Source organism: Microbulbifer sp. NBRC 101763 (assembly GCF_040371615.1).
Lineage (GTDB): Bacteria > Pseudomonadota > Gammaproteobacteria > Pseudomonadales > Cellvibrionaceae > Microbulbifer > Microbulbifer variabilis.
The window spans coordinates 74,756-93,808 of sequence record NZ_BAABQV010000008.1 but is presented as its reverse complement, the minus strand read 5'-3'; the positions used below and the strand labels follow the sequence as shown (position 1 = coordinate 93,808).

The 19,053-nt window shown below is 51.7% G+C and carries 20 protein-coding genes; 14 read left to right on the top strand and 6 right to left on the bottom strand.

What is annotated here, in order from left to right:
* The first annotated feature begins 54 nt into the window (after positions 1-54).
* Entirely contained in the window at positions 55-789 is a 735-nt protein-coding gene (locus tag ABWV76_RS19125) for a tetratricopeptide repeat protein (protein WP_353376982.1), read from the top strand.
* A 517-nt stretch (positions 790-1,306) separates the two neighbouring features.
* Positions 1,307-1,708, top strand: coding sequence for a 3D domain-containing protein (locus ABWV76_RS19120; protein ID WP_020411928.1), 402 nt, complete (start codon positions 1,307-1,309; stop codon positions 1,706-1,708).
* A 119-nt stretch (positions 1,709-1,827) separates the two neighbouring features.
* Here the strand turns inward: ABWV76_RS19120 and ABWV76_RS19115 are convergent, their stop codons facing one another.
* The gene (locus tag ABWV76_RS19115; RefSeq protein ID WP_020411927.1) at positions 1,828-2,361 is read right to left on the bottom strand and encodes a hypothetical protein; all 534 of its coding nucleotides are present in this window, start codon (positions 2,359-2,361) and stop codon (positions 1,828-1,830) included.
* 212 nt (positions 2,362-2,573) lie between these two features.
* Entirely contained in the window at positions 2,574-2,834 is a 261-nt protein-coding gene (locus ABWV76_RS19110; protein WP_020411926.1) for a hypothetical protein, read from the bottom strand.
* A gap of 198 nt (positions 2,835-3,032) precedes the next feature.
* On the opposite strand from ABWV76_RS19110, the gene trhO reads away from it, so the two are divergent.
* Positions 3,033-4,037, top strand: a complete 1,005-nt coding sequence (trhO, locus tag ABWV76_RS19105) for an oxygen-dependent tRNA uridine(34) hydroxylase TrhO (RefSeq protein ID WP_020411925.1) — start codon at positions 3,033-3,035, stop codon at positions 4,035-4,037.
* A gap of 5 nt (positions 4,038-4,042) precedes the next feature.
* On the opposite strand, the gene ABWV76_RS19100 is transcribed toward trhO, so the two are convergent.
* Together ABWV76_RS19100 and apbC are read right to left on the bottom strand one after the other, a co-directional pair.
* Positions 4,043-4,435 (bottom strand): hypothetical protein, encoded by a 393-nt coding sequence (locus tag ABWV76_RS19100; RefSeq protein ID WP_282951648.1) that lies wholly within the window; start codon positions 4,433-4,435, stop codon positions 4,043-4,045.
* Between the two features lie 664 nt (positions 4,436-5,099).
* Positions 5,100-6,215, bottom strand: a complete 1,116-nt coding sequence (gene apbC, locus ABWV76_RS19095; RefSeq protein WP_020411923.1) for an iron-sulfur cluster carrier protein ApbC — start codon at positions 6,213-6,215, stop codon at positions 5,100-5,102.
* A gap of 233 nt (positions 6,216-6,448) precedes the next feature.
* Between apbC and metG the strand changes: the two genes are divergently transcribed.
* Positions 6,449-8,476 carry a methionine--tRNA ligase gene (gene metG, locus ABWV76_RS19090; RefSeq protein WP_020411922.1) on the top strand — a complete coding sequence of 676 codons (2,028 nt, stop codon included), beginning with the start codon at positions 6,449-6,451 and terminating at the stop codon, positions 8,474-8,476.
* 23 nt (positions 8,477-8,499) lie between these two features.
* Here metG and ABWV76_RS19085 read toward each other — a convergent pair whose 3' ends face one another.
* Positions 8,500-9,402, bottom strand: a complete 903-nt coding sequence (locus ABWV76_RS19085) for an EamA family transporter (RefSeq protein WP_020411921.1) — start codon at positions 9,400-9,402, stop codon at positions 8,500-8,502.
* Between the two features lie 151 nt (positions 9,403-9,553).
* On the opposite strand from ABWV76_RS19085, the gene ABWV76_RS19080 reads away from it, so the two are divergent.
* From ABWV76_RS19080 to ABWV76_RS19065, 4 genes are all read left to right on the top strand, one after another.
* A complete protein-coding gene (locus tag ABWV76_RS19080) occupies positions 9,554-10,510 on the top strand; it encodes a D-2-hydroxyacid dehydrogenase (RefSeq protein WP_282951653.1) in 957 nt (318 codons plus the stop codon).
* Between the two features lie 306 nt (positions 10,511-10,816).
* Complete coding sequence (locus ABWV76_RS19075; protein ID WP_020411919.1) at positions 10,817-11,068, top strand: hypothetical protein; 252 nt, start codon at positions 10,817-10,819, stop codon at positions 11,066-11,068.
* A gap of 35 nt (positions 11,069-11,103) precedes the next feature.
* Complete coding sequence (locus ABWV76_RS19070; RefSeq protein ID WP_020411918.1) at positions 11,104-11,586, top strand: hypothetical protein; 483 nt, start codon at positions 11,104-11,106, stop codon at positions 11,584-11,586.
* Positions 11,564-11,806: a hypothetical protein gene (locus ABWV76_RS19065; RefSeq protein ID WP_020411917.1), complete on the top strand. Its 243-nt coding sequence runs from the start codon at positions 11,564-11,566 to the stop codon at positions 11,804-11,806. Before ABWV76_RS19070 ends, ABWV76_RS19065 begins: the two co-directional genes overlap by 23 nt.
* 38 nt (positions 11,807-11,844) lie before the next feature.
* Here the strand turns inward: ABWV76_RS19065 and yghU are convergent, their stop codons facing one another.
* Entirely contained in the window at positions 11,845-12,720 is an 876-nt protein-coding gene (gene yghU, locus ABWV76_RS19060) for a glutathione-dependent disulfide-bond oxidoreductase (RefSeq protein ID WP_020411916.1), read from the bottom strand.
* Between the two features lie 449 nt (positions 12,721-13,169).
* On the opposite strand from yghU, the gene rsxA reads away from it, so the two are divergent.
* Genes rsxA through ABWV76_RS19030 form a run of 6 tightly spaced genes read left to right on the top strand, consistent with a single transcriptional unit; the run spans position 13,170 to position 18,979 of the window.
* Complete coding sequence (gene rsxA / locus ABWV76_RS19055) at positions 13,170-13,745, top strand: electron transport complex subunit RsxA (RefSeq protein WP_020411915.1); 576 nt, start codon at positions 13,170-13,172, stop codon at positions 13,743-13,745.
* Positions 13,746-13,754: 9 nt separating this feature from the next.
* Entirely contained in the window at positions 13,755-14,369 is a 615-nt protein-coding gene (gene rsxB, locus ABWV76_RS19050; RefSeq protein ID WP_020411914.1) for an electron transport complex subunit RsxB, read from the top strand.
* On the top strand, positions 14,366-16,510 hold the full coding sequence (gene rsxC, locus ABWV76_RS19045; RefSeq protein ID WP_353376981.1) for an electron transport complex subunit RsxC: 2,145 nt from the start codon (positions 14,366-14,368) through the stop codon (positions 16,508-16,510). Before rsxB ends, rsxC begins: the two co-directional genes overlap by 4 nt.
* Positions 16,510-17,562, top strand: coding sequence for an RnfABCDGE type electron transport complex subunit D (locus ABWV76_RS19040; RefSeq protein WP_282951656.1), 1,053 nt, complete (start codon positions 16,510-16,512; stop codon positions 17,560-17,562). The genes rsxC and ABWV76_RS19040 overlap by 1 nt, the downstream gene beginning before the upstream one ends.
* On the top strand, positions 17,562-18,266 hold the full coding sequence (gene rsxG / locus ABWV76_RS19035; protein WP_353376980.1) for an electron transport complex subunit RsxG: 705 nt from the start codon (positions 17,562-17,564) through the stop codon (positions 18,264-18,266). The genes ABWV76_RS19040 and rsxG overlap by 1 nt, the downstream gene beginning before the upstream one ends.
* A complete protein-coding gene (locus tag ABWV76_RS19030) occupies positions 18,266-18,979 on the top strand; it encodes an electron transport complex subunit E (protein WP_353376979.1) in 714 nt (237 codons plus the stop codon). Before rsxG ends, ABWV76_RS19030 begins: the two co-directional genes overlap by 1 nt.
* Positions 18,980-19,053: the final 74 nt, after the last annotated feature.

Sequence of the window (19,053 nt, the reverse complement as noted above, 5' to 3'; positions counted from 1 at the left end):
GCCTACGAAAGTGGGCCTTGTTACCGTCGACCGGGCCAGATTGCGGAAATCCTTATGCACAGAAATTTTTTCAGTTTTCAGATCCTATTTTGCGCCCTTCTCACCCTTGCGATACTAGTGCCCGCTATATCGATCACACAACATGCCCAAATCGAGAAGCTCGACTCGCACAGCAGCACCCATGGCGCTGTTACCTGGGTGAATGAAGCTGAAACTCTGGCTCGTAAAGGGGAATACGGTGCCGCTCTGCCCCTTTATGAAAAAGCTATCTCCGCACTATCCCCTTACCCAGCACAGCAGCAGGCCCTGCGTTATCGCTATGGCATTGTGTTAAATGCCCTGGGAGCAAAATCCCGCCCTGATCTCTACCCTCTGGCTCGCGCCCAGTTTAAATCTGTATTGAATTACCTGGACTCCGGTGCTGAATTGCCACACTCTGCTGCCAGGGTGCGCTCAGCTATGGCACACACCTACCATCGCCAAGCAGCCAGCGAGGAAACCATAACCCAACGTGCCCACCTACTAAACACCGCTTACCTTCTTTATAAGAGTGCTATTAACGGGCTATCGGCTCAGGAAGAGTGGCATAACCTGGCCATTACTTACTTCAATATCGGACAGGTATGTGAGTGGCAAGGAAATCTGGAAGAAGCTATCGCATGGCTGGAAAAAGCGGTACAACTAGATCTTCAATACAAACTCCCTGACCTGAAAGAGGATGCTGACTATCTCGCCACATTGCGTCAGCAGGTGGAACCTATTGGTCAGAACCCCGAAACTACTCTTTAGCCTTCGACAAAAATGCTCTTTAAGCCCGAACCGGCCATATGAATAATTAGTCACACCATTTCATAACCCTATATCTCTCCAATATGAAGGTTTTGAAGGTCTAGTCACAAATAGTTACAGAGAAATTTTTTACTTTTTTGCTGCTAATTAGAAAGCCGATCCTCGTACCGCCCAGCAATATTTAGAATGACATCGCTGTCAGGTATATTTTTGATATTGAAATTATTTCCCTCTGAAAGACCTTTTTAATTCTTTTTTAGAGTAATAAATTTCCATACTATGCTTTTAAAGTTTCTATTTTATCTATTTATTTAACAAATAATTCCAAAGTTTTTATGCCCGCCTCCGTTCTGCTGGTGATCCTGTCATCAAATAATAAAAAGTTGATACCTCCTAAATCGCCGGTAATATAACCAGCGTTGATTAAATATTGATCAACGATTTCCAAAAACACTTGGAAATTTCACAAGCGCCTCTTGGCTTGTGACCATTTGATTCCTGGAGGTAATGGGACATCATGAAACAGACTCTGCGCAATACAGCTTTTTTCATCGCCGCTCTTCTTGCAATTGGTGTAAGTGTCAACGCGTCCGCGGCAATCAAGAAAACCATGATCGTTGATGCAACCGCCTATAACTCTGTACCAGGACAAACTGACAGCGACCCTTGGGTTGCCGCCTGGAACAACCGCCTGCGCCCAGGCGACAAAATAATCGCCGTATCCCGTGACTTGGAAAAGCACGGCCTGACGAACGGTGCCAAAGTACAAATTGAAGGTCTGCCCGGTACTTACACTGTGCGTGACCGTATGAACAAGCGATTTACCAACCGTATTGACGTGTGGATGGAAAAAGATATTCGCAAAGCCCGAGCTTGGGGCAAGAAAAAACTGAAGATTGTTTTCGAACCTGTTAAGTAAGCAGAACTGATTTCAACGACCCTTTTGGCCCCGCCCTCCAGCGGGGTTTTTTTATTGTGCGATACCTTGCTATTAAAAGCACAGATGAGCCTAAGGGCTTATATTCTTTTTAAAAATCCCTAAGGCTCCATTTCTGCAAAGATACCCTTCAACTCCCGACAGTCTTCATTTTCAAGATTAAAAATACCCGGCTGCTGGTTCTCGTTATAGCGATGTTCTAGTCCATTATCACCCAGCACTATCAGATACTCCGCTTTGACCCACTTGTCACCAGTGAAGTATTCCGTAAGCCACAGTAAAGAAGCTTGCCCTTCATAACAGTAGCCATAAAACATCCGGGTTTTCTCTACCAGTTTTTTGGTCATGTAATCGATATAGCGACCTGGGTAGGTATAGCGGTCAGAACCTATCGAGCCCAGCAATTCACCACCACCCTCCTCCTGTCGGGGGATCTGATGAATATAAATTGCCAAATTCTCATCACAGTCCACGCAATAGCGCCCAGCTACAATGGCGTAACCATGTAGTTCTGAAATCAGACGAGCTTCCTTGAGGCCTGTATTAAGCAGCTGTTTATCGGAAAGAATTAAGGTTTCAGCAGAGGCTGGCAGAATGCACAAAGATAGAAGAGGCAATACGCAGCGCAGTTTCATCGGCAGGGTAACCGCTGGCTAGGTAGCACCGCCGGAGACAAAGACTACACAGTTGCCTCGCGACGGCGCGGTGATTGGGTGTGCTGTCACACAGTCGCGATTCCCTTCTCACCTTAACCATAGCAGTAAAAGTCGGTGGCACCTCAAAAGCCGGTGGGTTTGCCGGCTTTAGACGGGGCGCAGCCTCCCGCGTGATGTATGAAAAGAACTACTCACCAATGACCATCTACCTCCTGTACCGGGCCTATAAAGGCCGTAATGCCCTCCTCACGCAGAGCATCCATCGCCTCATCCAGGGCCTCTTTCTCAGTCTCGAATGAGTCTTCCCAAACCGTGGAGTTATTATTCTCATCGACGATTTCAAGTAGCCAGCCGCCCTCTCCATCCTCATAAATATCAATTTGGACAGAAACCTCGCCCTCGCGGTAGACCTGGCTTAACTCCGACTCTTTCGGTGCAAATTCTTCGCCCATGGGGTTCGCCTCGCTGTGACCCTTATATTTCGGCCAGAACTTTGACAATTTGCAGCCTCCCGGTCAACCACAAATCTGTGTTGGGGCAAGCTATGAACTGCTTGCTAAATGTACGACAAGCTGTTTTTTTTGCGATAAAATGCGCGGCGATTTTTTATGCTCCGGATTTACGCTCCGGCCCGCAAATGAGGAAGTACCATGGATCAGTTTGTTGTATGTGCACTCTATAAGTTCGTCACCCTGGAGGACTTCGAGTCTCTGCGCGCCCCTCTACTGGATGTCATGCTGGAACACAGTGTACGCGGCACCCTACTTCTGGCCAGCGAGGGCATTAACGGCACTATTGCCGGTTCCCGCGCGGGCATAGACACTGTCCTTGCCCACCTAAGATCTGACAAGCGTCTAGCCGAACTGGAATACAAGGAATCCCTTACCGGCGAGATGCCTTTCCTTCGCAGCAAGGTCAAACTGAAGAGGGAAATTGTCACTATGGGTGTGGAGGGTATTGATCCTCTCCGCGTGGTGGGGACCTACGTCAAACCCAAGGACTGGAATGCCCTGATCAGCGACCCAGAAGTCGTTTTAGTCGACACTCGCAATGACTATGAATTCCAAGTCGGTACTTTTAAGGATTCAATCAACCCAAAAACCGATACTTTCCGCGAATTTCCCCGGTACGTAAAAGAAAACCTGGACCCGACCAAACACAAGAAGGTCGCCATGTTCTGCACTGGGGGCATTCGCTGCGAGAAGTCCACAGCCTATATGAAAGAGCAGGGCTTTGAAGAGGTGTATCACCTGCACGGCGGGATCTTGAAGTACCTCGAAGAGGTACCCAAAGAGGAGTCCCTATGGGAAGGTGAGTGCTTTGTTTTCGACGAGCGTGTTACTGTCAACCACGACCTGGAACGCGGGCAGTACGACCAGTGCAACGCCTGCCGAATGCCAATCACTCAGGAAGACCAGAAGTCCCCACTGTTTGAACAGGGGGTCAGTTGCCCACACTGCCACGACAAGGTCAGCGATGCCGATCGCGCCCGCTTCCGCGAGCGTGAAAGGCAGATTCAACTGGCCAAACAACGGGGCGAAAAACATATGGGACAGGATGCCCGTGACCTGACCTCAAATAAACGTCTGCAGAAAAAAGAAGAGCGCCGACGACAGGCTGAAGCCCAGCGCACACAGATCCAGCAGCAGGCTTAAAATAACTAGAACGCGACAGGCCTGACAGTTCCCTTATTTTGGGTAAGCCAGGCCTCAGCCTCGGCTTCGGCGACAAATTCCCGCGAGCTATGTCTGCATAGGCAGGTCCCCTGTGTCGCCAGCGGAGATGTACAACGACTGCGTGGATGCAACACAGCTATATAAGCACGTCGCAATACCGGATGCTCCGCGATGTAAGTAGTAAATTTCCGCTGCTCCTCTAAAGTGACTTTCGAACGCGCATAGCGCAGGTCCAAAAGTACACGTAATGGCACCCTGTGGCGGTATTTTTCCACAAGCCGGGCTGCAGCTTCCATTTTCTCCGCAAAACCAACCGGCCCATAAAATAATACCCGCGCAATACCCCCTATCGGTCGATAGCTGATTTGAAAATTCATTGATATAAGCACCCGCGCTTTTGTCTTTGTTATTTTTATCGACTACAGCTTTTGCAATGCCTTTTATGAGCCTCACCTGCAACTATGGCTAACGCAGCTGCTGGGGACTTTTCGCACACTCCTGAAATTATCACTTTAACCCGACAAATTTGTGCTGTTCTGCCGGATCGTCGAAATTTCTTATCACGCAATCTATATCGGCCTTTTGCCCTCCCTGAATTGTGAAGCCTTGGCAGAATCACTGACTAATAGCTATGACGACCACCAGCATAAATACAGCATAAATACTTAATTTTTCTTAAATAGGTATAAATGCTCATTAACACAATCATCAATCTCAGTGCAGAGCAAATGCCCCCTAAAATACTGCAAATACGGACAACCTCCCTTTAAGCTTCTAAATAAGGCAACCTACAGTGATACCCGTAAATTACGAAAAATATTTTAATTAAAAGGTTGAGGCACTGTTCGGCCAGAACTCACAAACCGACAGTTGATACGTAATGGCCGGGTATAATACCCGGCCATTGATTTAGGCACCTTTCACACAACAGAAAATTCCATGGAAGGCACACCGGAGAGGCTCAATATAGGGATTTTTACCACCGCGAAAAACCACAATAATAAAAAAATTAATTCTTTGTGATCAATATCGCGAATGGGTTCAACTAATTTCGATTTCTGGAAGGTCCTCCTCGCTACTAGCATTGAGCCAGACTTGAGCAGCAGCTTTACGAGCAATTTCCCGATAAAACCCAGCAATCTCCCCATCTGGATCTGCGGTAACGCTCGGACAGCCACTATCGACATCTGCACGGATTTTTTGTGCCAACGGCAACTCACCAAGTAAATGTGTATCGTATTCCTCAGCAATGCGTTCACCGCCACCAACGCCAAAAATCGGTTCGCTGTGACCACATTTGGAGCAGGTGTGCAGTGCCATATTTTCGACGATACCAAGTACAGGCACAGAGACCTTACGGAACATCTCTACTCCCTTGATGGCATCTTTCAGCGCCAAGTCTTGGGGGGTAGTCACTATAATCGCCCCAGCTAGAGTCGTTTTTTGTGCCAAAGTCAGCTGAATATCACCTGTGCCGGGCGGCATATCCACAATCAGGTAATCTAGCTCTTCCTTTGCATCGCACCATAGAGTCTGTGTAAGGATTTGATTAAGAGCACCACTGGCCATCGGGCCACGCCATACAGCTGGGGTATCCTCAGTCATCAGGTAGCCCAGAGACATGGTCTCAATTCCCAGAGCATCCACCGGCACAAAGAATTTCTGCTCCTTTACGTGAGGACGTTGCCCCTCAGTACCGAGCATCGTAGGTAGGCTGGGGCCATAGATATCTGCGTCGAGTAACCCTACCCGGGCTCCCTCTGCCGCCAGCGCCAGCGCCAGGTTTACTGCTGTGGTGGACTTCCCCACCCCCCCCTTGCCAGAGGCTACCGCAACGATATTTTTTACCCCTTGCAGTGGCTCAGGGGCACTTGGCGATGAAGTCGCGGGGATATCACTGAAGAGCTCAAACTGCAGGCTGCTACCACCCAGGGGGCCACTTTTCAACAAGGGCTCACAGGCCTCTTTGACCCTTTTGTGCCAGGATTCCACCTGGCTCGCGCAAGGGTAGCCAAGGGTTATACCTACAAGCACTGTATCGCCCTCGTAACCTACCTCAATGTCCGCATCCAACTCGTCCAGTAACAACCCACTGGCCGAGTCGTGCAACTGACCAAGGCATTCAGCCAGGCGCTCGAGTTCGGCCTGAACTTCCATTGATAGCTCTTCATGGTCGTGATGATCGCTCACGGTATCTCCCTCTTGGTGCTTCTTGTCTGGGATGCATTGTGTAGGATGAAACAGCCCAACGCCAGTGAATGGATCATTTCAACGACATCCCACATACCTCCCCGGCATAGCACAAATCTGCTATATTCCGCGGTCTTTTGACGTTCTCCGGCCGCTCCAGCGGAGCCCCCGGCCGCAACCCCAAAGCGATGGAAAAACCGATGCCCGATACGCGCAAAATCCTAGTCACCAGCGCACTCCCTTATGCCAATGGCTCCCTGCACCTGGGCCACGTTCTCGAGTACATCCAGACCGACATCTGGTCGCGCTTCCAGCGTGCGCGCGGCAACGATTGCCTATACATTTGCGCAGATGATGCGCACGGCACCGCAATCATGCTCAAGGCCGAACAATTGGGCCTGACTCCGGAGCAGCACATCGCCAACATGCAGGCGGAACATGAGCGGGATTTTGCCGGCTTCCTGATCGGCGTGGATAATTACCACTCCACCCATTCAGAGGAAAACCGCGAGTTGTCCTCTATGATTTATCAGCGTTTGAGCGACAATGGCCATATCGCCTCTCGCACCATCACCCAGGCATTCGATCCAGAGAAACAGCTATTCCTGGCAGACCGCTATATCAAGGGTACCTGCCCACGCTGTAGCACACCCGATCAATACGGTGATAACTGTGAGGCTTGTGGCGCTACTTACAGCCCCACAGAGCTAATCGATCCGGTTTCCGCCATCTCTGGCGCTACACCGGAGGAAAAAGAGTCCGAGCACTTCTTTTTTACACTGCCCGCCTTCACCGAATTTCTGCGTGACTGGACTCGCTCCGGTACCCTGCAGGATGAAGTCGCCAATAAGCTGGCCGAGTGGCTCGAAGAGGGGTTGCAGGAATGGGACATCTCCCGCGACGCACCTTACTTCGGTTTTGAGATCCCAGACGCGCCGGGCAAATATTTCTATGTATGGCTGGATGCTCCTATCGGCTATATGGCTAGCCTGAAAAATTACTGCGACAAGAATGGTAGCGACTGGCTGGATTACTGGAAGAAAGACAGCAATGCTGAGGTATATCACTTTATCGGCAAGGATATCGTCAACTTCCACGCCCTATTCTGGCCGGCCATGCTGGACTCCGCAGATTTCCGCACCCCCAACAAGGTATGTGTGCATGGCTTCCTAACCGTCAACGGCAAGAAAATGTCCAAGTCCCGCGGCACTTTTATCAACGCCCGCAACTACCTGGATCACCTGAATCCCGAATACCTGCGCTACTACTTCGCCGCCAAACTCACCGCCGGAGTGGATGACCTGGACCTCAACCTGGATGATTTTATCGCCAAGGTGAATTCCGACTTGGTAGGCAAGGTAGTCAATATCGCCTCACGCACCGCCAAGTTTGTCAGCAAGGCCGGTGGCAAGCTCGCCACTGAACTGGCCGATGAAAAATTGTGGGACCAGTTTATAGAAGCCGCACCACGCGTTGCCAATTACTATGAGCAGCGCGAATATGCCCGCGCCATGCGTGACATTATGGCACTGGCCGATGCTGCCAATGCCTGGATCGCCGACAAAGCCCCCTGGTCCCTGGCTAAGCAGGAAGGAGCTGAGTCCGAAGTACTGGCAATTTGTTCTCAAGGCGTGAATATGTTCCGCGCGCTGATCACATGGCTCGCCCCAGTACTGCCCAACACCGCGCAAAAGGCGGCTGAATTCCTCAACAGCGGGCTGGAATGGAACAGTGCGATTACACCTCTGGTCGACCATGAGATCAACAAGTTCAAGCCGCTGCTGCAGCGTGTAGAAAAAACCCAAGTGGATGCAGTGATGGATGCGGCAAAGGAGTCTCTGGCCCAACTGCAGGCCGAGGCCAAGGCCGCCACAGGTCCCCTGGCCGATGAGCCCATTGCCGAGCAAATCCAGTTCGATGATTTCGCCAAGGTAGACCTGCGTATCGCCCTGATTGCCAAAGCAGAACACGTAGAGGGCGCCGGTAAGTTACTGCGGCTGACCCTAGACTTGGGCGGCGAAACACGACAGGTGTTTGCCGGCATCAAGAGCGCCTATTCGCCAGAAGAACTGGAGGGCAAGCATACTGTCATGGTAGCTAATCTGGCGCCGCGCAAAATGCGCTTCGGGGTGAGCGAAGGTATGGTGTTGGCCGCCGGGCCTGGTGGTAAAGACCTTTGGATTCTAGAGCCTCACGAGGGCGCCAAGCCCGGCATGCGAGTCATGTAATTGAATCTGGCGATGTCCCTAGCCTAGCGCAGTGACACCGCAATCAGGCCGGCGCATACTAGCCCCACACCAAGCAGTTGGGGCCTGTATGCCGGCTCTTTTAATAGCCAGATACCAAAACCAACTCCCAGCGGAATACTGAGCTGGCGCAAGGCCACTACATAGCTCACATTCTCCGTCATCGCCATGGCCAGCAAAACAAGGCCATAGGTAGCTCCCATCATGAGTCCCGTTACTAACCCGAGCTTCAAATCACCCAGGCTTCGCACCAATTGGGCACGCCCATTGCTACCAAGACAACCGAAAAGCAACCACAAGCCGCTGGCAAAGAACTGCATACCCAGGTAACTGTATGCCATCGCCATAGGCCGAACGGCACCGTCGAGAGCTGTCTCCAGGTGGAGTAAAGCTCCCTTATCTGCCAGTGAATACCCTACAGTCCCCAGTGCGGCGACCAGGGCCCAGGCACAATCAGCTCGCCAGTAAGCGCGCCAGTGCCATTGACGAAAATACACCAGTGGCACTAACAGACAGCCAATGGTGACCAGTAACATGCCCAGCCAGGCAAGCCACGGCAGAGTCTGTCCGAGCAGCACCGTTGCCAGCGCCACCAGTAATACAGGCAGTGCTCGTGCTATGGGATAAACAAGCCCCATATTGGCGCGCTGGTATGCTAACGCCAGACCTCCCATATAAATCATCTGAAAAAAGCCACTGCCTATCAGAAGCAGCCAGAACGCACGCGGCAATCCCTGTGCTTGAGACAAGACCCAAACACCAAGGGGAAGAAGTAATAAGCCCACGCTCAGTGTGGCGATGCAAAAAAAAGCCGGGGAAGGTGTGCGGGATTTTCCCAGTAAATTCCATCCCGCATGGAGAAATGCCGATACTAAAACCAGTGTTGCTGCGGTTACCGATATTCCCATTAAGAGCCCTCTTCAACTGAAACAGAAAGGCCCGACAAACAAACCGTAGCCACCCACACAGGACAGATCACGCGCCCCTCCAGCGAAGCCATTGCAATCGGCATCAACTGCCGTAGCATGCCTAAAACAACACAGAAACTAAGGAGACCCCATGCGCGGCGTATTTCTTGACGCACTGACAATGAAGCTGGAGGAGTTGGACATATCAGCCCTGCAAAACAGTCTAGACCACTGGGATTTCCACGATACCACTTCCGACACGCAAACTGCTGAACACATTGCCGATGCGGAGGTGGTAATCACCAACAAGGTGGTATTAAATCGCGCCGTTTTAGCGCAAGCAAAAAACCTCAAACTGATCTGTGTATGCGCTACCGGCACCAACAATGTTGACCTTGAGGCCGCAAAAGAATTCGACATCCCAGTGCGCAACGTCCAAGGCTACGCTGGAGCCTCAGTGCCACAACATACTCTGGCCTTAATGCTGGCCCTCGCCTCACGTTGGCACCTCTATCACCAGGACGTAATGGCGGGACAATGGAGTCAGTCAGAGATTTTTTGCCTGCTGGATCATCCAGTAGTTGAACTATCGGGAAAAACTCTCGGCATTATTGGCTATGGGGAGTTAGGTCAGAGGGTTGCTCGCCTCGGCGAGGCTCTGGATATGCGGATTTTGATCGCTGAATCCTCCGGACAAACTGAACAGAAAAACCGGGTGCCCCTGGCGCAGTTGCAGTCGGAGTCAGATGTGCTCAGTCTGCACTGTCCACTCACAGAGCAAACTGAGAAACTTATCGATCGCACATTTATCGCTGCAATGAAACCCGGCGCTCTATTGATCAATACAGCCCGCGGCGGCCTGGTAGATGAGGAAGCTCTCGCCGACGCATTGCGCAGCGGCAAGCTGGGTGGGGCAGCCTTGGATGTACTCAGCGAAGAACCCCCACCCGCAAGCCACCCTCTGCTGGATAACGACATTCCCAACCTAATCCTTACCCCTCACAATGCCTGGATCAGCCGAGAAAGCCGCCAGCGCCTATTAAATGGCGTGGTTAATAATATTGAATCCTGGAGACGGGAATTCGACAACGCACCCCTTAAGCCGTGACTTCCCTCTTCTATCTATATGCTCTCCCCGCACCCAACAGAGCCTTAGAAAAATGATCACAATTAAGGCTCGGGGTCACTATCCTACCCATTGGGCACGATTCTCACCCTAAAAAGTACTTATACCCAGGAAGGAATTTCAGTGATTTTGGTTAGGAGACAAGAAAAGAGAGTGTATATAGCTTTTTATAAAATAATTAATTGTGCTTATTTTCAATTCCCCTAATAAAAGCGCTAATTTGACTGGGGAATACAGGGGACGACTATATCATTCCTTGCCAATCAACCCCTGAAAAGGAGCAACCCGATGGCAACTGCAAGATCTCCCCACACAAACTCCAGTAGGGAAAAGCTGCAACAGGCCTATAATCTCGCAGGCGAGGCGGCAACTGATGCTGCGGAAAGCTTGAGACAGCGAGCTAAATCTTCAGTGGAAACCCAGAGACAGCGTGCTGCGGAAGTTATGGAAAAAGCGGAATCTTCATTGCGGGAACGCCCAATTCTTGCGGTGGGTTGTGCCTTTGTAGTCGGTTGGGCAATCGCTAAGCTTTTTAAATAGCTCTGATCATTTTTTTACCAGTAGGGATACCCTAGATGGGAAATGGAAAAAAGCCCGACTCTAATTCCGGCCCGGCTGCGCACGATCGCGGCCGGGACGAAACAGATGGATCAGCCAACGGCGTTGGAAATAGCGACGATGACAGTTTAGAAACAACTTTGGCCCGTGCCGAAGCCACTCTCACGTTGCTTACTGCCTGGATCAGCAATATTCAGCGATTATTCCAATTGGAATTGGATCGGACTCTGACTGCTGGCAAACGCCTTATATTTTTGCAACTGATGTTGGTGCCCCTGGGAACAGCCCTGCTTGTCACTATTTGCGGCGGCGTAGGCCTTTTTGCCTACTATTTTTCCCAGTCTATCTATATTGGCTTTCTCGTCTTTCTCTTATTACAAATTGCTATTTTTATCGGCGTGCTGATATACCAACAGAAACTGCGCCCGCTGCTTGGGTTTGAAGAAACCAAGCGGCAGGTGAAAGAGGCCTTAAGCGATGTCGCTGAGAACTTTAAATAAACAGATTGAACAATGCCGCCACGATACAGAAAAACAGCGTCGTAGCGCATTGCACTTAATCAATCAACAGCAGCAGCAGGCCCGCCAACTCCTGAGTTCAATTCCTGTACCACTAATGCTCGGTCTGGCATTCGCTGCTGGTTTTATTACCGAGAAATTGTGGCGGCTGCCACGCACCTCGCAAATAGTTCAGCTGATGCTTTCACTGCGTACTTTCTAAAGAGGAAGGCGAGCTTTTTTCTCATAAACAACTCCCTGTTAGCTCTCTTCATCTGTTAATTTGTCCTGGGTCTTTGTCTCAAAATCACTGGCATCATGGCGCTCGTGAAGCTGTTTTTTGGGATCTCCCCAGGTTCGATTTACCATGCGTCCACGTTGCACTGCAGGCCGTGCGGCAATTTCCTCAACCCAGCGATTCAGATGTTTGTAACTTTGGGTATCGAGAAATTCGGCAGCATCATAAGCCTCATTGCGTACCAATGCTCCATACCAGGGCCAGATCGCGATATCTGCAATAGTGTATTCACGCCCGGCTATATATTGGTGTTTTGCCAGCTGCTGATCCAAGACATCCATTTGCCGCTTTACTTCCATAGCAAAACGATTGATCGGATATTCATACTTCTCAGGGGCGTAGGCATAGAAGTGGCCAAAACCACCACCGAGATAGGGGGCAGCGCCCATTTGCCAGAAAAGCCAGTTGAGAGTTTCCGTGCGCTGCTCCGGGGTATGCGGTAGGTAGGCGCCAAACTTCTCTCCCAGGTAAAGGAGTATCGAGCCACTTTCAAATACCCTGATAGGCGGATTTGTGCTCTGGTCCAAAAGAGCAGGAATTTTCGAGTTGGGGTTCACCTCCACAAAACCACTGCCAAACTGATCTCCCTCAGTAATACGAACCAGATGGGCATCGTATTCAGCTCCATCAAAACCCAGCTCCAACAACTCCTCCAGCATGATCGTCACTTTGACCCCATTCGGCGTCCCCAGTGAATACAGCTGCATCGGGTGCTTACCCCGGGACAACGCCTTCTCATGTGTGGCACCCGCCACCGGGCGATTGATCTTGGCGAACTGCCCACCGCTCTCCGAATCCCAGGTCCAGACTTTTGGTGGGGTATAAGGTTGATCCGACATTTCACGGCTCCAACTGATATTAGGATTTGTCCAGCCATAGATATGGCCACGTCAATTTACTGTAAAGGGGCGCGCCAACATTTATCGAGAAAGTTCAAAGGAGTTCACTTAATTCACCCGAAACTACACTCACAACCGGCAAACCAGCTGAAATAAGCCCTATTTTTTATATGGACACTAACGACAACCCCATATCTCAATAACCTCGCACAGCTTATAGTCATGCAGCGGCTATTTGGTCATATTACTGACCCCGAAGCTGGGGCCCCTCACCTGCCAGAAGATGCCTTTTCCGAGTTGAAGGCCCTCTGCGACTCACCCATAATACCGGCCCTGCGCGACATTCGACGGACACCTTGCTCACAGAACGCACCACTATCAGGGGCAGGGGCATATACACCGCCATAGCGCTCGTGCCATTTCGCCCCAGGGCTTCAACCGGACCTGTTATGACCGAATTCGCAGTTATCCTGCTCAGTACCATCCTGGTCAACAACTATGTGTTGGTACAGTTTCTGGGCCTGTGCCCCTTTATGGGTGTCTCCAACAAGTTGGAGACCGCCGTGGGCATGGCCGGTGCCACAACCTTTGTACTAACCCTGGCGTCAATTTGCTCCTACTTGGTAAATACCTACTTGCTTGAGCCTTTTGGTATCGAGTATTTGCGCACTATCTCCTTTATTCTGGTAATTGCAGTAGTAGTGCAGTTTGCGCGAATGTTTATCGAGAAAACCAGCCCATTAATGTACAAGGTACTAGGGGTTTTCCTACCTCTAATCACCACTAATTGCGCAGTATTAGGAGTGGCCCTGCAAAACACCATGAAGGCCCATACATTTATGCAGTCCACCTTGTACGGCTTCGGAGCTGCTGTAGGCTTCTCCCTGGTTTTGATTCTTTTCTCCTCCATGCGTGAGCGTCTCTTTGCCGCAGATGTACCCCTGCCATTTCGCGGTGCAGCTATCGGTATGGTAACTGCCGGGCTGATGTCCCTGGCATTTATGGGCTTTAGCGGTCTGGTATAGGGTTTTACGATGCTGGACTGGATCTCAGAAATTTCCTCTCCCCTACTGGTACTTGGCGGCATGGCGCTGACGTTTGGTGCCCTGCTGGGATTTGCCGCTGTACGCTTTAAAGTTGAAGGCGACCCCCTGGTGGAACAGGTTGATGCGCTACTACCACAGACCCAGTGTGGACAGTGCGGTTACCCCGGCTGTAGACCCTATGCGGAAGCCATCGTGCACGGCGATGCCATCAACAAGTGCCCACCCGGAGGCCAGGCCACCATCAATGAGCTGGCCAACTTACTGGACATGGAACCCATGCCACTGGACGCCGAGCACGGGGTAGAGGAAGTAAAGAAAGTCGCTTTTATTCGCGAGGCAGAATGTATCGGCTGTACCAAATGTATCCAGGCATGCCCGGTGGACGCTATCGCCGGGGCTGCTAAATACATGCATACCGTCATCACCGATGAATGCACTGGCTGCGACCTGTGTGTGGAACCCTGCCCAGTGGATTGTATTGATATGGTGCCTGTGGATATGCCTTTACAAGACTGGCACCCCCGGAAACCTGAGGACGGCATCCAGTTAATAGCCTCTGACCGTCGCGGTAATCAGACAGAAACTGGGGGAGGTGCAGTTTGAGCCCCGAGAACGAGACCCAAGCACAGCAAGAGAGAGCCCAACAGCGGAAAGCGGTTACCGAGCGTCGCGCTGCCCGTGAGGCCCAGTTAATTGCCAGCGAAAAAGCGCGGGAGCTGCGCCCCAATGATTTTCACGGTGGCGTACACCCCCCGGAGAATAAGTATCAAAGTACCGGCGAGCCCATTGGCAGTATTCCCTTAGCCGAAGATCTGATAGTGCCCCTTCTACAGCACACAGGTGCTACAGCCCTGCCACTGGTTAATCTTGGTGACGATGTATTAAAGGGGCAAAAAATTGCTGAAGCGGATGGCTTGATCAGCTGTCCAGTGCACGCTCCCAGCTCTGGCAAGGTCGTTGCTATAGAGCCCTGCGCCGTCCCCCACCCATCGGGGCAGGTGGAAGACTGCGTTGTTATTCGCACCGATGGTGAGGAGCGCTGGTGCAAGCTTGAGACCTGTGAGGACTTTACCCAGCTCAGCCGAGTGGAGTTGCTGGAGAAAATTCGTGACTGCGGCATCGCGGGAATGGGAGGTGCCGGTTTCCCCACTGCAGTAAAACTGGACCCTCATGGCGGTGCAGAGATTGATACTTTGATTATCAATGGCACCGAGTGCGAACCCTATATCACCGCTGACGATATGCTGATGCGGGAGCGCGCTGGAGAAATTATTGCCGGAGTCGGTATCCTTTCCTACATCCTTGATGAACCGGAACGGGTTCTCATCGGGATTGAGGATAACAAACCTCAAGCGATTGCAGCGATGCGCGAGGCCGCCAAAGGCACTCGTTTCGATATTGTCGTATTTCCTACTAAATACCCCTCCGGCGGTGAAAAGCAACTGATCCAGATTCTCACAGGGCGTGAGGTCCCCAACCAGGGACTGCCGGCCAATGTCGGTATCGTATGCCAGAACGTGGGTACTGCCAGAGCCATATTCCGCGCAGTACACTTCGGAGAGCCTTTGATCAGCCGGGTTACCACTGTAGTGGGCAAAGCCCTGGAGCGACAACGCAATATTGAAGTACCCATCGGTACCCCCATTCGTCATATCCTTAAGCATCACGGAATTCACCGCGGATTGATGCAAAAGGTGATTATCGGTGGCCCCATGATGGGGTACACCATTGATGATGAAAGCTCACCAGTTGTAAAAACCACCAATTGTCTGCTGGTACCTACCATTGATGAGCTGCCACCCGCTCCAATAGCCAAAGCTTGTATCCGCTGTGGTTTCTGCGCAGAAGCCTGCCCTGCATCGCTGCTACCACAACAACTCTACTGGTATGCACGCGCTGATGAACGGGAAAAACTACAGGCTTACAATTTGTTTGACTGCATTGAATGCGGGGCCTGCTCCTATGTTTGTCCCAGCACGATTCCTCTGGTCCAGTATTACCGCGCGGCAAAGGGGGCTATACGCCAGACCGAGGCGGAGAAGGAGAAATCCGACCGTGCTCGCGACCGCTTCGAATTCCGTAAACTGCGCCTGGAAAAGGCGGAAAAGGAAAAAGAGGCAAAACGTGAAGCCCGACGCAAGGCAGCCGAACTGGCCCGCCAGCAGCGCGAGCAAAACCCAGAGTCTGAGCAAGCCAAAGCCAGTAAACAGGAGGCCGATGTTGTCGCCGCAGCGCTAGCTAGGGTCCAGTCCCGCCAAGAGGACCCCCAGCAATTATTCGCCCGTGCTCAGCGCACGTTCTCCAGTGCAGAGAGCCGCGTGGAGCGCCTACGCGGCAAACTGGAAACCGCCAATGACAGCCAGCGCGACCAGCTTGCCGCTCAACTCAAAGCTGCTGAATTGAAACTACAGGAAGCTGAACACAAGCTCACCCTGGCCAAGCGACGCGCCGACCGCGACCCCGCGCGAGAACCCAGTAAAGAAGAAACCAATGCCGCTGTACGCGCTATCAACAAAGCCCGTTCCGCCGCAGAGGCGCGGGCCCAGTTAAGTGATGCGGAAAAGCTCACTGCGGATATTGATGCTCTACGCAAGAGGGTATCCAAAGCCGAAGCACGACTGCAAAAGGCCCGGGAAGAAGATGACGCTAATCTAGAGGCTTTTGAGACCGCCTTGGAGAAGCTGCAGAAAAAATTGGAAAACAAGATGCATGAACAGCAATCGGCACAGGGTGGAGATCAATAATGTCACTGATCCGTGCCACCTCTCCCCATGCCCGCTCCGGAGATCAAACAGCCAAAGTGATGCTGCAGGTGGCCGCCGCCACCGCCCCGGGTGTACTGGCGATGGTGATCTACTTTGGCATAGGCGTTCTGATCAATATTGCCTTGTCGATTATCACCGCCATGCTGTGCGAAGCGGCGGTGATGAAATTACGCAATCGCCCCGTGGCCTTTTACTTGCGTGACTATAGTGCCTTTGTCACCGCATTGCTCCTTGGCATCGCCCTTCCTCCCTATTGTGCTTGGTGGCTGCCGGTAGTAGGCAGTGCCGTGGCTGTAGTACTGGCTAAACACCTCTATGGCGGTATGGGCTACAACCCGTTCAACCCTGCAATGGTGGGCTATGTGGTGCTACTCATCAGCTTCCCTGTGGACATGACTCGCTGGGTGGGCGCTGCAGATGTAATCGGCGGTGCCCCCAGTGTTGGGGAAGCCTTCGCCCTCGTCTTCGGCAATTACAACGTGGATGGTTTCACCCGCGCTACACCCTTGGAGATTGTCCGCCTCAATGAATCAGTTCTTTTGTCACAGCTGTATGAATTGGAGCCCATTTTCAACAAGGGCACCTTTGCTGGGGCTGGCTGGGAAACCATTAGTTTTGGTTTCCTGTTCGGAGGACTATTTCTGCTCTTCCGCGGCATTATCACCTGGCATGCGCCGGTCGCGATGCTCGCCACCCTGACTCTTTTATCCCTGTTTTTTTATGACAGTGGCAGTTCACTCTCTGAAGGTTCACCGCTATTGCACCTATTTTCTGGTGCCACCATGTTTGGAGCCTTCTTTATTATTACCGATCCGGTTAGCGGCTGTACGAGTAATAAGGGGCGCCTGATTTTTGGGGCGGGGGTGGGGCTCTTTACCTATATTATCCGCGCATGGGGCAGCTACCCGGATGCAGTGGCTTTCGCAGTGCTCTTGATGAACTTTGCCGCGCCCACTATCGACAATTATTCCCTGCCCCGCACTTATGGCCATAAGCGGCCACGACGCGCCACCGATCTGGAGGAGCACTGATGCTCAAACAGTCCATGGCGACAAACGCCGCTGTCTTAACCCTATTTGCCCTGGTCACTGCCGGAACGCTGGCAGTGACCCAGGTCACTACACGTGAACCCATTGAGCGCGCCATACGGGCAGCATCGGCAAAAGCACTGTTGGAAATCATTCCCCTGGATCGCCACAGTAACGACCTACTGGTTGATACCTATCCAATTCCCAAGGTCTTCTGGAACCAGCTCGGCCTCCCCCAGGGTGGTGATATCAACCTCGCGCGGGGGGAGGATGGAAAAATCTCCGCTGTGATTGTGCCAGCGGTGGCACCCGACGGTTATTCAGGCCCGATCCAATTGCTGGTGGGAGTAAACCGCGACGGTACTATTGCCGGGGTGCGGGTTACAGGTCATAGCGAAACCCCCGGCCTCGGCGACAAAGTTGAGCTGAAGAAAAGTGACTGGATACTGCAATTCGATGGTTTGTCATTAAAAAATCCACCCGCCAATGAATGGAAAGTACAGAAAGATGGCGGAGTGTTCGATCAGTTTACCGGGGCCACAATTACCCCGCGCGCGGTCGTGAATGAGGTGCGTCAAGTATTGGAGTTTGTCGCACAGAATCACCAAAAGATTTTTAGTGCACCAATATCAAAGCGTGCGGTGGAAGTTGAGAACCCCGAAGCAGAAAAAACAGATGGGGCCCAACCAGAGATGGAGCAAAACTGATGGCAACCCCCGGTTACGCAGAAATCACCCACAATGGGCTTTGGAAGAATAACCCTGCACTGGTGCAGCTACTGGGGCTTTGCCCCCTGTTGGCAGTGACAGGCACAGTGGTCAACGCTATTGGATTGGGCCTAGCCACAACCGGAGTTCTTACCTGCTCAAACCTGGCGGTATCCCTCGTGCGTCAGCAAATGCCAGATACTGTTCGACTGCCCGCTTCGGTCATGATCATCGCCACCTTCGTTACCTGTGTCGAGCTGCTCATGAAGGCCTTCACTTATGAGTTGTACTTGGTGCTCGGTATTTTTATTCCCTTGATTGTTACCAATTGCGCCATTCTCGGGCGTGCAGATGCCTTCGCGAGTAAAAACCCGGTCCTTCCCTCGCTGGTAGATGGATTTATGATGGGAGTTGGCTTTACCGCAGTATTAATCGTAATTGGCGCCGTACGGGAAATATTGGGCCAGGGCACTCTCTTTTCAGATATGGATTTATTACTCGGCCCCATGGCAAAAGACTGGGGCATCTCGGTTCTGGGTAGTAACTATCCTGGAGTACTTGTGGCGGTACTCCCCCCAGGAGCATTCCTGGTTGCAGGTCTACTAATCGCAGCAAAAAATGCAATAGATTCAGGTATTGAACGTCGTCGCAGCCAACAAGTAAAAATTGTTCCCGGCTCTAAACGTGTTCGCGTTACCGGAAAAATTTCTTAGAAATAAACTTGGAGAAAAAATATCGACGGCAATCTCTTAGTTTAGCGAAAACCATTTGATTGCCAGTGATTATT